Annotated in this window: 12 protein-coding genes; 1 reads left to right on the top strand and 11 read right to left on the bottom strand. The window is 71.6% G+C overall.

Annotation, left to right across the window (positions count from 1 at the left end; genetic code table 11):
• Positions 1 to 12 precede the first annotated feature (12 nt).
• The 11 genes from ABEA93_RS35855 to ABEA93_RS35805 all read right to left on the bottom strand — a co-directional run bounded on the left by ABEA93_RS35855 (position 13) and on the right by ABEA93_RS35805 (position 11,514).
• Positions 13 to 1,167 (bottom strand): amidohydrolase family protein, encoded by a 1,155-nt coding sequence (locus tag ABEA93_RS35855; RefSeq protein WP_345680124.1) that lies wholly within the window; start codon positions 1,165 to 1,167, stop codon positions 13 to 15.
• Positions 1,168 to 1,263: 96 nt separating this feature from the next.
• Complete coding sequence (locus tag ABEA93_RS35850; RefSeq protein WP_345680123.1) at positions 1,264 to 2,154, bottom strand: alpha/beta hydrolase; 891 nt, start codon at positions 2,152 to 2,154, stop codon at positions 1,264 to 1,266.
• Positions 2,155 to 2,264: 110 nt separating this feature from the next.
• Positions 2,265 to 3,080 carry an SDR family NAD(P)-dependent oxidoreductase gene (locus ABEA93_RS35845; protein ID WP_345680122.1) on the bottom strand — a complete coding sequence of 272 codons (816 nt, stop codon included), beginning with the start codon at positions 3,078 to 3,080 and terminating at the stop codon, positions 2,265 to 2,267.
• Complete coding sequence (locus ABEA93_RS35840; protein ID WP_345680121.1) at positions 3,077 to 3,883, bottom strand: SDR family NAD(P)-dependent oxidoreductase; 807 nt, start codon at positions 3,881 to 3,883, stop codon at positions 3,077 to 3,079. The genes ABEA93_RS35845 and ABEA93_RS35840 overlap by 4 nt, the downstream gene beginning before the upstream one ends.
• A 107-nt stretch (positions 3,884 to 3,990) precedes the next feature.
• On the bottom strand, positions 3,991 to 5,193 hold the full coding sequence (locus ABEA93_RS35835; RefSeq protein WP_345680120.1) for a DegT/DnrJ/EryC1/StrS family aminotransferase: 1,203 nt from the start codon (positions 5,191 to 5,193) through the stop codon (positions 3,991 to 3,993).
• 212 nt (positions 5,194 to 5,405) lie between these two features.
• Positions 5,406 to 6,227, bottom strand: a complete 822-nt coding sequence (locus ABEA93_RS35830; protein WP_345680119.1) for a FadR/GntR family transcriptional regulator — start codon at positions 6,225 to 6,227, stop codon at positions 5,406 to 5,408.
• 61 nt (positions 6,228 to 6,288) lie between these two features.
• Positions 6,289 to 7,278, bottom strand: a complete 990-nt coding sequence (locus ABEA93_RS35825) for an LLM class F420-dependent oxidoreductase (RefSeq protein WP_345680118.1) — start codon at positions 7,276 to 7,278, stop codon at positions 6,289 to 6,291.
• Positions 7,279 to 7,354: 76 nt separating this feature from the next.
• Positions 7,355 to 8,365 (bottom strand): acyl-CoA dehydrogenase family protein, encoded by a 1,011-nt coding sequence (locus ABEA93_RS35820; protein WP_345680117.1) that lies wholly within the window; start codon positions 8,363 to 8,365, stop codon positions 7,355 to 7,357.
• Positions 8,362 to 9,495: an acyl-CoA dehydrogenase family protein gene (locus ABEA93_RS35815; protein WP_345680116.1), complete on the bottom strand. Its 1,134-nt coding sequence runs from the start codon at positions 9,493 to 9,495 to the stop codon at positions 8,362 to 8,364. The genes ABEA93_RS35820 and ABEA93_RS35815 overlap by 4 nt, the downstream gene beginning before the upstream one ends.
• 9 nt (positions 9,496 to 9,504) lie before the next feature.
• Positions 9,505 to 10,308 carry an enoyl-CoA hydratase/isomerase family protein gene (locus tag ABEA93_RS35810; RefSeq protein ID WP_345680115.1) on the bottom strand — a complete coding sequence of 268 codons (804 nt, stop codon included), beginning with the start codon at positions 10,306 to 10,308 and terminating at the stop codon, positions 9,505 to 9,507.
• 96 nt (positions 10,309 to 10,404) lie between these two features.
• Positions 10,405 to 11,514 carry a zinc-binding dehydrogenase gene (locus ABEA93_RS35805; protein WP_345680114.1) on the bottom strand — a complete coding sequence of 370 codons (1,110 nt, stop codon included), beginning with the start codon at positions 11,512 to 11,514 and terminating at the stop codon, positions 10,405 to 10,407.
• 108 nt (positions 11,515 to 11,622) lie between these two features.
• Here ABEA93_RS35805 and ABEA93_RS35800 point away from each other — a divergent pair, with 108 nt between their 5' ends.
• Positions 11,623 to 13,131 (top strand): aldehyde dehydrogenase family protein, encoded by a 1,509-nt coding sequence (locus ABEA93_RS35800; protein WP_345680113.1) that lies wholly within the window; start codon positions 11,623 to 11,625, stop codon positions 13,129 to 13,131.
• Positions 13,132 to 13,255: the final 124 nt, after the last annotated feature.

Raw genomic sequence — 13,255 nt, 5'->3', positions numbered from 1 at the left:
CCGGTTGCCGGCTCAGAGCGGGTCGCCGGTGCGGGCGAAGGCTTCGCGGGCGTTGCCGCCGAGGAAACGGCGGCGCACGTCGGCGTCGATGGTGTCGAGCCGCGGTCCGTAGACGTTGACGGGGTCGGCGTTGCCCTCCATGTGCGGGTAGTCGGAGGAGAACATGCCCAGTTCGGGGTACCGGCTGACGATGTCGAGGGCTTCGCTGTCGCCGAAGCCGGGCAGCGGCGTGAACCGGACGTTGCGGCGCAGCATGTCGCCGCCGCTGATGGGGAACGGCCAGTCGCCGAGTCCGGGGGACGGGAGGGACTGGCGTGTGCACATCTCGATGAAGGAAGGGATCCAGGCGACCTTCATCTCCTCCAGGCATACCGTCAGGTCCGGGTGCCGGTGGAAGACGCCGCCGTAGAGCAGGGAGACCAGCAGGTTCTGGGCGACGTGGACGCGTTGCGTGTTGGCCAGGCGTGTCAGGGCCGTCACGCCGGCTCCGCCGGGCTTGTCCCAGCCGATGTCCGCCCAGCCGCCGAAGTCGGCCGCGGTGTTGCCGACGTGGATGAACGCCAGCATGCCGAGGCGTGTGGCCGCCGTCCACAGGTCGTCCCAATCGGGGTGGCCGGGCGGCGTCGGTGCCGGCGGGCGGCCGTTGACGGTGTACAGGTGGAAGGCGCGGTGGCCGCGGTTCCGGGCGCGTTCCAACTCCTTTACGGCAGCCCGCGGGTCGGACAGGTCGAGCAGCGCGACCCCGTGCAGGCGATCGGCATGGTCGGCCAGTTGCTCGGCGAGGAAGTCGTTGCACCGCGCCGCTCCCGCTGCGCGGTCGGGGCCGAGGAACTGGAGCGTCTGTGCGTAGCCGCCGGGGTTGACCAGGCAGTGGTCGATGCCCACGCGGTCCATCCAGGCGACCCGCTCGCCGGCCGTGGAGTCGTGCTCGGGGTGCAGGACGACGGGCCCGCCGCGGCGCTCGGCGAGTTCCACCAGGCCGGGCATCAGCGTTCTTCCGGACGGTCGTCGCCGCGGGGGCAGCGCGTCGAGCAGGTCCCCCGCGATGCCGTGCGCGAGTTGCTCGACCCGGTCACGACCCGCCGAGTCCAGCCAAGGCTCCAGCGGGTGCTGCCCGGGGGCGAATCGGCTGATCTCCCAATGTGTATCCACGTCCACGACCGTCATGGGCCCTCCCGGGGGATCACGATCCGTTCGCCACGCCGCCATCACAATTAACATAGGGAGGACGCAAAATCGAGGGCCTTGTCGGTGCGCCCGTGCTCATTGCCCGGTCGGGCCGGAGGCGTTCAGCGCGGACCGCAGGAAGTCACAGCACAGGTCCAAGGCGTCCATGGCGGCGGGGACCTGCGCGAAGAGCGGCAGGAAGCCGTGGCACAGCCCCTCGAACGAGGCGAACTCGACCGGCACTCCGCTGTCTTGCAGGCGTTGCGCGAACGCCGCGGCGTCGTCGTGGCCGTGGTCGTGTTGCGGAGTGGCGACCAGAGCGGGCGGCAGCCCGGCCAGGCTGTCGGCGTGCAGCGGCGACAGGTACGGCTCACGCAGATCGGCCTGCCCTGCGTACATCCGCCACATGGTCCGCGCATTGTCCACGGTGAGCATCGGTCCGTCGGCATAGGTCTCCCACGAGCGTCGTTCCGATGCCCCGTCCAACGCCGGATACGACAGCCACTGCAACGCGAACTGCGGTTCGCCGCGGTCCCTGGCGAGCAGGCACGCCGCGGCGGCGAGGTTCCCGCCCGCGCTGTCGCCCCCGACGGCGACCCGGCCGGGGTCGGCGCCGAGCTGCGCGGCGTTGCCGACGACCCACCGGGCGGCCGCGTGGAAGTCCTCCAACGGCGCCGGGAAGGGATGCTCGGGTGCCAGCCGGTAATCGACCGCGGCCACCACCACGTCGGCGCGCAGAGAGATTTCCCGGCAGAGCGCGTCGTGGGTATCCAGGTCACCCATGACCCAGCCGCCTCCGTGTGCGTACACCAGGACGGGCAGGCCCGGCGTGGGGCGAGGGCGGTAGACGCGCATGGGGATCGGACCGGAGGGACCGGGGACGCCGCGCTCCACGACCGAGTGGACCGCGCGCGGCGGCGCCATGGCGGACATGTGTGCGCGGACGCGTTCCCGCGTCGCGGCGAGCGATGCTCTCGTGAGCGGCACGCTTGGCGGCGTTGCGGCCACGATTGCAGCCAGTTCGGGGACCAGCAGGGTTCGGGGACGGGCAGGTGACATCTGTACTCCCCCTGTGCGGCTTGAGGTTCGCGTCGTGGTCACGGTTCGAGGAGCAGGCCCGAACTCACCCGGGTCACTGTTCCCGTGATGCCGCGTGCCGCCGGAGAGGCGAGGAAGAGGACGGTCGCGGCGATGTCCTCGGGCAGGGTGATGCGCCGGAGTGCGGTCTCCTCGGCCATCCCCTGGCGCACCTCCGCGGCGGTCGTGCCCCGTTCCCGTGCCAGTTCGTCGATCCACGCGGACAGCTTGGTGTTGTCGGTGCTTCCGGCAGCCACCACGTTGACGCGGATCCCGTCGGGCCCGACCTCCCGGGCGAGGACGGCGGACGTGGTCTCCATGGCGGCTTTGGTCGCGGCGTAGGCGCCGAGTCCGGCCGGTTTCAGCCGTGGCGCCTCACTGCTGATCTGCACGATCGATCCGCCGCCGGATCGACGCAGGTGGGGAATTGCCGCGCGGCTGACCTCGAGTACTCCCAGGACGTTGATGTCGAAAGCCCGGCGGAACTCGTCGCGTGCCAGGTCCTGCAAGACGCCGCCCGGGTTGTAGGTGGCCACGTTCACGACGACGTCCAGGCGCCCGAGTTCGGCGGCCCCTCGGTCCACCATGGCCCGGACGCTGTCGGCGTCGCCGATGTCGGCCGGGATGGCGACCGTGCGGCGTCCGGTGGTGTCGTGGACCTCGTCGGCGAGTTCGCACAGCGGGCCCGGTCGGCGGGCGGCGAGGACGATGTCGGCGCCCGCCCCGGCGAGGGCGAGTGCGGTGGCGCGGCCGATCCCGGCCCTGGCTCCGGCCACCAGCGCCACGCGGCCGGCCAATACGGCGTCCGAGGCCCCGGCACGGGGAGCGTCGTTCACGACGCCTCGCGGTCTTCTTCGGGGGTCGGCCGCCACACGACACCGTTGATGTGGCTGCCGCCGCCGACGAACAGGGTGTTGCCGGTGACGTAGCGGGAGTCGTCGGAGGCCAGGAAGAGCGCCGCGCCGCCGATGTCGGTCTCCGGGTCGCCCATCCGCCCCATGGGGTTGTTCGCTTCCGCGGCGGCGGCCTGTTCCGGGTTGGCGGCGGCGAACGCCGCGAATGCTTCGGTCTTCGCGCCCGGGCAGATGGCGTTGGCGCGGATCTGGTACCCGGCCCATTCCCGGGCCGCGGAGCGCGTGAGCGCGCGCAGGGACTCCTTGCCCACGTTGTATTCGGCTGTGTAGAGGTGCGCGTTCACGCCGTTCAGGGAGCAGATGTTGATGATGGAACCGCCGCCCGCGGTCCGCATGGGCTCGAATGCGGCGCGCATCGTCCACCAGCCCGCCCACAGCCCCATGTTCAGACCGTGCGCGAACATCTCGTCGGTCTTGTTCTCCAGGCGGTTGGTACGGCCGCCGCCCCAGGCGTTGTTCACCAGGACGTCGATCCGCCCCCAGCGCTCCACCGCGGCGCCGACCAGGCCCACGGCGAACTCCCGTTCGGTGACGTCGCCGACCAGCGGGAGCGTCTCGACCCCGAACTCGTCGGCGAGTTCGCGGGCGACGGCGCGGGCGGGGGCGTCGCGGATGTCGTTCACGACGATCCGGCATCCCTCGGCCGCGAAGCGGCGGGCGATGCCCTTGCCGATGCCGGCTCCGGAGCCGGTGATCACCGCGACGCGGTCTTGCAAGCGCAGCATGTGGGCCTCTCATCCTGGGTGTTCGGCCGGCACGCCCGGCCGTCCGGCTGCCGGGGGGGCCGGGCGCCGTCGCCGGGTGGCGGTCGGCTCGGGCGCCCGGCCCGGTCTCACAGCGTCTTGAGGAAGTCGGCGATGTGCCCGGTGACGCGGGCGATGTCCGCGTCGCCGAGCCCGTGGTTGCCGGAGACGAGGATGCCCTGGCGCATCACCTGGTCGGCGTTCGGCAGACCGTCGCCGGCGATGCGGTAGCCGCGGTTCTTCAGCATGGGGTGGCGGGTGATGTTGCCGGTCCACACGGTGCGGGTGTCGACACCGCGCGGCTCCAGGTACTGCTGGAGGTCGGCGCGCGTGAACGGCGCGTCGGGGTGGATCTGGAACGTGTAGGTGTGCCAGGCCGTCTCCAGGTCCTCCAGCTGGCGCGGCAGGATGAAGTACTGCGGGTACTGCGCGAGGAAGTCGCTGTAGAGCTTGAAGTTGCGCTGCCGGCGGGCGAAGTTGATCGGCACCTTCTTGAGCTGTTCGACACCGAACGCGGCGCTGATCTCGTTCGGCTCGAAGTTCCAGCCCAGCTCGTCGAAGATGAACCCGCTGTCGTACGCGATCCCGTCCAGGTCCTCCCAGAAGCTGCGCTCGCCGCCGCCGCCGAACACCTGCGTCTCGGAACGGCGGCCCCACCGGCGCAGCAGCAGGCAGCGTTCGCGCAGTTCGTCGTCGTCCAGGAGCACCATGCCGCCGGTGCCGCCCGCGGTGATGATGTGCGACAGCGCGAAGCTGGTGACCGAGATGTCCGCGCGCGTCGCGGTCGGCGTGCCGCGCAGCTTGGGGCCGAGCGAGTCGCAGCCGTCCTCGACGACCTTGAGGCCGTGCCGGTCGGCGACCTCGCGGATGACGTCCCAGTCGGGGGCGTTGCCGACCAGGTTCGGCAGCAGGATCGCCTTGGTCTTGTCCGAAACGGCCGCTTCCAACAGCGACACGTCCACGTTGAACGTGTCCGGCTCCACGTCGATGAACACCGGGACACCGCCCGCACGCACGATCGGCGCGACGTCCGTGGAGAACGTCAGCGGCGAGGTGATCACCTCGTCACCCGGCTGCAGATCCAACAGCTCGACCGCGAGGTACAGCGCGGACGAGCCCGAGTTGCACATGATCCCGTGCCGCTTGCCGGTCAGCTCCGCGACCCGGCGCTCCATCTCGGCGACGTTGGCGCCGATGCCGAGTTTCCCGCTGCGCAGCACCCGGTTGACGGCCTCGATCTCGGCCTCGTCGTAGACGGCGGAGATGTACAGGACGCGCTTGTCGTCGGTCATCGAAGTCCCTTCACGGCCATGGGTTGCGGGCCGGGGCTCAGGCGCTCGGCCAGCACGGATCCCCCTCAGAAAACATGGTTATCATGACCATGATTCGCGAGACGAGACAACCGGGCGACTGAAAGATGGCTATGTTATGCCGGTCACACAGGCGTCGGATACTCCACCTCAAACGGGTGCAAGACAGCCAGACCCCGGGCCCCTTGCCTCGGTCAGAATGCCGAGGCCGTCCCCTTGTCGGCCGAGGTACGCTCCCCGGCCTCGACCGGATGGCTTCCGTGCGTGCTCAACGGGAAGGCGTGCGCGCCTTCGAGGTGGCGGACCGCCAGACGGTAGGCGCCGACCTCGTCGCCTGCGGCGATGAGTTCGATCAATTGCGCGTGTTCGAGAGCGCCGGCCAGCCGGGTGGTGCGGCCGGTCTCACGCAGCCCTTTGCTCATCCACAGCGCCTCCTGCCGACCCCACAGCTCTTCGATCGCGGACAGCAGGATCTGCATGGTCTGGTTGCCGCAGGTGCGCACGATGGCCTCGTGGAACCGCCTGGTGGCACGGACGTACACCGCGCCGTCGTCGAGGTGCCGGACCATCTCGTCGTGGACCGCTTCCAACTCCGGCAGGACCGCGCGATCGCGGTCCGGACGCCGCGCGCACAAACCCACGCACACCGGCTCCAGCGAACGCAAGGCCAGCGACAGGTCCTCCAACGGGACCCGCCGCTTGTGCATCACCATGCCGAACATGTACGCGGCGTCCTGCGGGCGCGGCGCATGGACGACGGCTCCGCCGATCTTGCCCCGGCGCACCGTCACCAGGCCTTCGGTCTCCAGGATCCGCATCGCCTGCCGCAGCGTGGTCCGGCCCACCCGGAACTCCGCGAGCAAAACGTCCTGCTTGGGCAGCGTGTCGCCGTCTTCGAGCACGCCGTCGAGGATGCGCCGCCGGAGGACACTCGCGACCGCCTCGGCCACCGCGCGGCTGCGGCCCTCCCCGTCGGGGAGGCTTCCCGTCCGGGGGCCCTCGGCGTTGCGGTCCACCTGACGTCACTCTCGGTCGGGTCGGCCGGGCACCGGCCGTCGCACATGGATCTTGGCGCCCTCACGATATCCGGCGGCCGGGCGCGAGGGACAGCGCCTGTGCAACCGGGTCGGCGCCGTCGCCCGCGTCGACGAGCATGACGACCGGCACGGTGACGCCGTTGTCGACGTACCGCCGGATCTGCGCCCGGCACTGCTCCGGCGTGCCGTGCACCAGCAAGTCGTCGATCAACGCGTCGGGGACCGCGGCCATGGCGCCGCGCCGGTCGCCTCGGGCCCAGGCGTCCCACATCGGCTGGAGCTGGTCGGCGCGGCCGAGCCAGCGCTGGTAGGCGGCGTAGCCGGGCACGTTGAGGTAGAAAGTGACCATCCGGCGGAACGCCGTGCGGGCCGCGTCGGCGTCGGCCGTGGGGCAGACGAACATCCGGCACACGATTTCCTTGCCGGGGCCGCCCTCGTGGACGTAGGGGGCGACCTTCGCCACGTCGTCCGCGGAGAGCCAGTTGAGGATGGCTCCGTCCGCTTCGCGGCCGGCCAGGCAGAGCATGCCTTCGCGGAGCGCGGCCAGGTAGATCGGCGGCGGCGATTGCGGCGGGCGGGTGAGCCGGAAGCCTTGGATCTCGAAGGTCTCGTAGCGTTCGGCGACCCGCTCCCCAGCGAGCGCCGCGCGCAGGAAGCGGACGGTGTCCCGTACGCGCTGATACGGCTTGTCGTAGGCGGCACCGTTCCAGTTGTGGACGATCGGGCGCGAGGCCGCACCCAGTCCCAAGTGGAAGCGTCCGGGGGCGAGTTCGGCCAACGATGCGGCGGTCATCGCGAGCAGTGCCGGTCCGCGCGTGAACGGGGAGACTATGGCGGTCCCGAGGTGGGCATCCGGCGCGCCGGTCGCGGCGAGGGCGAGCGGAGTGAAGCCGTCCAGGCCGTCGACCTCGATGCTCCAGATGTCGGTGTAGCCCGCTTCGGTCAGCTTGCGGGCGATGGCAGGGTGCTCGCCGAGCGGAGCCGGGACGGGCAGGGTCATTCCGAAGCGGTGGTGCGCGGGGTGGGGCATGGCAGGTGAGTCCTGTTCTCCGATCCTCGGACGAGATCCGGGGAGGTGAGCGGTGCGTGTGCCGGACTGCGGCCGCCTACGCGGTCAGTTCGTCCCAGACCGCGGCTTCGCCGCCCGCGAGTGCCCGGGCGCCGAGGTATTCGGCGCTGTGCGTCTCCGAGCCGACTTCGCCCGGCCACGCCCACAGGCGCTTGGTGTAGTGGTGCAGCGGATACTCGCGCGTCACGCCCATGGCCCCGTGGAGCTGGTGCGCGGTGCGCGCGCAGACGGCGGCGGCGTCGGCGGCGATGACCGCGGCTGCGGCTGCCGCGGCGATTCGGGGGCGCAGCGCGGTGCCGGTGCCGGTCCCGTACAGGTCGACGGCGCGGGCGAGGACGGCGTCGAGTTGGACGATCGCGACCTTCATGCCGGCCAGTCCGGCGGCCACGGCCGGGATGCGGGCGAGCGGTTTGCCGAACTGCTCGCGCTGCATCACATAGTCGCGGGTGAGCCGGTAGGCGCCTTCCGCCGCTCCGGCCACCGCGGCGGCGCGCAGTACCGTGTGCCGGCCGCGGACGTCCGGCATCGGCGGCGCGGCGCGCAGCGGTGTTCCGGCCGCGCCGAGGACGGACAGGGTGTCGCGGGGTTCGCCGGCGAGGTTCTCCGCCTCGTCCACCCGGACGCCCTCGCCCGTCTCGACGTAGGAGGCGTCGTCGCCACCCCTGTAGACGACGACGCCTCCGGCCTGGCGCAGCCACGGCACCGCCGGGATGCGCAGGACCGCCATGTCCTCGCGGTACTCGCCGTCGATGGCGAAGGCGAGGGTCGTGCCGGTCCCGTCGACCGCGCGGTCGTGCGCCAAGACCCAGGAAGCCAGCGCGTTCTCGCCGACCGGCAGGCCCACCGCCTGCTCCGCCAGCGCGCGGACGACGACCGCCAGGTCCGCGAAGGTGCCGCCCGATCCGCCGCGGGCCTCGTCGATGCCGACGCGGGGCAGGCCGAGGTCGCACAGGGTCGCCCACAAGTGGTCCGAGCCGCGGTCGTCGAAGGACATGCCGTCGACCACGTCGGCGACCAGTTCCCGCAGCTCGCGTGCGTTGTCGGTCATGGGCGGGTCTCCTGTTTGGCGATGATCGAGAGCAGGACGTCGGCGGCGCCGCCGCGGATCGTGAAGCCCGGGGAGGCGAGGAGCGCCTGGCCCCACGCCGCGGTCAGTTCGGGCCGGTCCGGTCCGCATGACGCAGGGGCGAAGGCGATCACGTCGTTCTCGAAGGCGTTGCCGAGGTACTTCAGCGTCGCGGCGTCGACCACGGGAGCGGCTCCGGCGTCCACACTCGCCGCGACGTTCCGGGCGAGGCGGCGCAGCGTCGCCAGGCGGGCGATCAGGCGGCCCAGCGGGGCTTTGTGTTCGGGTCCGGCGTGCCGGAGGGCGAGCGCGAGGAGCGGGTAGGTGGACAGGAAGCGCTCGGGCCCTCCGCGTTCGAAGGACAGTTGTTCGGTGACCTGCCGCCAGGCGTTGCCGACCGTGCCGAGCACCCGGTGGGCGGGAACGAAGACGTCGGTGAACACCACCTCGTTGAAGTGGTGCTCGCCGGCGAGGTCGACGATGGGCGCCACCGACACACCCGGTGTGTCCATGTCGACGATGAACTCGGTGAGTCCCTCGTGCTTGCGCTCCCCGCGTTCGGTGCGGGCCAGCAGATAGGCGTGGGTGGCCTTGTGGGCGCCGGTCGTCCAAATCTTCCGGCCGTTGACGCGCCAGCCGCCGTCCGCGGGCGTCGCGGTGGTGCGCACCGCGGCCAGGTCCGATCCCGCGTCGGGCTCGCTCATGCCGAGGCAGAAGACGAACCGTGCTTCGGCGATCCCGGGCAGGATCTCGCGCTGGAATTCGGGGGTGCCGTGCCGCAGGACGGCCGGCCCGATCTGCCGGTCGCCGATCCAGTGCGCGGCGACGGGGGCGCCGGCGCGCAGGAGTTCCTCGTTGACGACGAGGCGCGCGAGCTGGCCGTGTCCGCCGCCGCCGACCTCGCGCGGCCAGGTCATGCCGATGAGGCCGAGGCCGGCGAGTTCGCGGCTGAAGTCCGGGTCGAAGCCGCGCATCCAGTTGTCGCTGCGGGGCTCGTATCGGCCTTCGTCCTGCCATCGGCCGGTGAGGTCGCGGACCCGTTGCCGCAGGTCGTCGAGCGTGGGCTCGTCCTGCGGGATCCGGGTCGTCCGGGTGGTCGCCTGCGGGGTCATCGTGCCTCCTCAGCGGCCGGTGTAGGTGCCGGGCCGCTTCTCCCGGAAGGCCGCCATGGCTTCCTGCGAGTCCCGCGTGGACGTGACGACGGCCTGGTGTGACGAGATCAGGTCGAGCGCGGTGCGCAGGTCGTGCCGTTCGCCCTCGCGGACGGCACGCTTGATCAGCTGCACGGCGATCGGCGGCTGCGTGGCCAACCGGGCGGCGAACGCCTGCACGGCGCTGCCCAGTTCGTCATCCGGATGGACGGCGCTCACCAGGCCGAGCGCGAGTGCTTCGTCGGCGCCGACGAAGTCGCCGGTCCACAGCAGGCGCAGCGCGGCCGCGGTGCCGACGATGCGCGGCAGATACCAGCAGCCGCCGTCGCCGGGCACGAGCCCGACGCGGATGTAGCCCTCGCTGAACCGCGCCGAGGCGGCGGCGATCCGGATGTCCGCCATCAGGGCCATGTCCATTCCGGCGCCGACGGCGACGCCGTTGACGGCCGCGATGTACGGCTTGGTCAGCGCCTCGGCGGCGAAGGCGACCTGGTGGATACGGCTGGTGAGCAGGGTCTTCTCGGACCAGGGCGTTCGCTCGCGCTCGGCGAACACGTCCAGGTCGACGCCGGAGCAGAACGCGTTGCCGGCGCCGGTGACCACGACCACGCGTACGTCGGGGTCGCGCTCCGCTTGCCACAGTGCCTCCGCCCACGCGTCCACCATCTCCAGCGTGAAGGCGTTCTTGTGGTGGGGCCGGTTCAGCGTGATCACGGCGACGTGGTCGGCGACGGAGTAGTCCAGATCGGGGGTGTCCGGTCCGGCGGGGCTCATGCTTTCTCCTTCTGCGGGCGTGGACGGCGACTGCGGCCGCCGCGTGGCGGGATGCCCCGGTTGTGGGGGTGTCGGGGCGGTGGTGCGGTCCGGGGCTCAGGGCACGATGCTCGCCCGGACCACCTCGCGCGTGTCCGCCGCGCGGAACGCTTCGTTGATGTCCGCCAGCGGGAACGCCGTGCTCTCCAGCCAGCGCTTGGGGAGCGTGTCGCGCACGGAGTCGAGGAAGCGCAGGCTCTTGCCGAGCGCGTCGGGCTCGTACAGCGACACGCCGATGATGCTCTTGTTGGTGAGGGTGAGCCGGGACGGGTCGGCCTGGTAGGTCTGCCCGTGGCCGATGTTCCCGACGCTCAGGTACCGGCCGTAGCGGCCCAGCATCTTGATGCCCTCGCCGACCACGGCCGGCGAGCCGACGAGTTCCATCACGACGTCCGCGCCGCCGTCGGTGAGGTCCTGGACGCGCCTGACCCGCTTGCGTTCGTCGGGCTCGGCGCCGATGTCCACCACGGCATCGGCGCCGAGTTCACGGGCCAGCTCCAGACGCTCCGGGACCGCGTCGACGACCACGACGGTCGCGGCGCCGCGGGCCTTGGCCAGCGCGGTCGCGTACAGGCCCAGCCCGCCAGCGCCCTGCACGACCACGGTCTCGCCGAAGGTCAGCTGCGCCCGGTCGTAGGCCTGCATCACCTGGGACAGCGCGCAGTTCGCCCCGCTGACCACCTCGTCGGAAAGGCTGTCCGGCACGGGGTAGAGCAGCGCGCCTGCCGGCAGTAGGAAATAGTCGGCGAATCCGCCCACGTAGTACGGAGGTTCGGCGCTGCTGGCGAGCATCGCCATGCTCATCCGCGCGCACCCGGCGCGCCGTCCGGTCACGCAGTACCGGCACGTGAGGCACGGGAAGAAGTACGGGAACACCACCCGGGCGCCCTCGACCAGGGCGCCGCCCGCGGTGTCGTGCGTCGCGCCCTCGCCGAGCCCGGCGACCACCCCGACCATCTCGTGTCCGAGCACGGTCGGCAGCTTGCCGCCGAGGCCCCGGGTGTTGAACCGGCCGTGCCAGGCATGCAGGTCGCTGCCGCAGATGTTGGCCCGGGTGACTTTCACCAGGACTTCGCCGGGCAACAGCCCGCGCCCGGCGAGAGACACCTCACGGATCACAAACGGCTCGTTCGGGGCGGTGAATTGCGCGATGCGTCCGTCGTACACGGCTGCGGGCCTTCCAGGGTCGTGCCGGACGCGGAGCCGCGGACCGCTTTCGGGAGTGCGGTGGACGGGCGGCGGTCCGGCGAGGCCGGGATCTTGTAATTCATGCACATGAAATACATGATTGCGATCGACGTCAAGAGCGGAGGCTGCCGGCGTACGAAACGCCGCACTCCGCCGCACCAGGAGGACGTGATGTCCCACTCCCCGCCGCAAGCGATCTACGTCGCAGGACGCTGGCGCAAGCCCGCCACGGACGAGCTGATCGACGTGGTCGACCCGACAACCGAAGAACTGCTCGCGCGAGTGCCCCGCTGTTCCCCGGCGGACGCCGATCTGGCCGTCGAGGCCGCGCATGCCGCACAGGAGGACTGGGCGCAGGTCCCCCAGCCCGAGCGCATCGGCGCCGTCGGCGCCCTGCTCAAAGCCCTCGAAGCCCGCGCCGACCGCCTCACCGAAGCCGTGGTCGACGATGTCGGGACGCCGCTGCGGATCGCGGACAAGCTGCAGACCCATCTCCCCTTGGCCGCCGTGACGGGCTTCCTCGACGCCGCGCGAGGCGTCGAAGACCCCGTCCGCATCGGCAACTCGACCGTGCGCCGCTCCCCTGTGGGCGTCGTCGCCGCGATCACGCCGTGGAACTATCCGCTGCTCCAGACGCTCGGCAAGGTCGTCCCGGCGCTGCTCAGCGGAAGCACCGTCGTGCTCAAGCCCAGCGAGGTGGCACCTCTCGTGCCGTACCTGCTCGCCGAGGCCGTCGCCGAAGCCGGCCTCCCGCCCGGGGTGTTCAACCTGCTGAGCGGCCTCGGGCCGGAGGTCGGCGCCGCGCTCGCGGGACATCCCGACGTCGACATGGTGTCCTTCACCGGCTCGATTCAGGGCGGCCAGGCGGTGGCGGCCGCGGCCGCGCCCGGGATCAAGCGGGTAGCCCTCGAACTCGGCGGCAAATCCGCCGCCGTCGTCCTTCCGGGGGCCGATCTCGAACGCGCGGTCAAGGCCACGGTGAGCAGTTGCCTGCTCAACTCCGGACAGACCTGCCTGGCTCTCACCCGCCTGATCGTGCCGCGCGCGCAGTACAGCGAGGCCGTCGAGCAGGCCGCGGCGCTCGCGGCCCGCTTCACCCCAGGCGACCCGCGCGACCCGGGGACCAAGCAGGGGCCGCTCGTCTCGGCCGCCCAGCGTGCCCGGGTCCGCGGGTTCATCGACCGGGCGGCCGCCGACGGCGCCCGGATCGCGGCCGGCGGCAGCCGGGCCCCGGAGGGCCTGGACCGGGGCTTCTTCGTGCGGCCGACGGTCGTCGCGGATGTCGACGCCGACGCGGAGATCGCCCAGGAGGAGGTCTTCGGCCCGGTCCTCGTCGTCCTGCCCCACGACGGCCCGGACGACGCGATCCGGATCGCCGACGGCACACGGTACGGCCTCTCGGGCGCCGTCTGGGGCCCGGACGAGGAGTCGGCCGTCGCCCTGGCACGCCGGCTCCGCACCGGCCAGGTCGACATCAACGGCGGCGCCTTCAACCCGGCGGCCCCGTTCGGCGGCATGAAACTGTCCGGTACCGGACGCGAGTTCGGCCGGTTCGGCCTGGAGGAGTACTACCAGCTCCAGTCGTTGCAGCACTAGGGCCTGTTCTGGGTTCGGATCACGGTCGTGTGGGGAGGCTGCGGAGCCAGATCATGGCGCCGCGTAGGTGGAGTCCGGCGAGGTAGCTGTCGGGGGTTTTGTCGGTTCGGAAGGCTATGCCGCG

The sequence above is a fragment of the Yinghuangia aomiensis genome (genome assembly GCF_039542225.1).
Lineage (GTDB): Bacteria > Actinomycetota > Actinomycetes > Streptomycetales > Streptomycetaceae > Yinghuangia > Yinghuangia aomiensis.
This window is presented reverse-complemented; position numbering and strand designations above follow the sequence as displayed.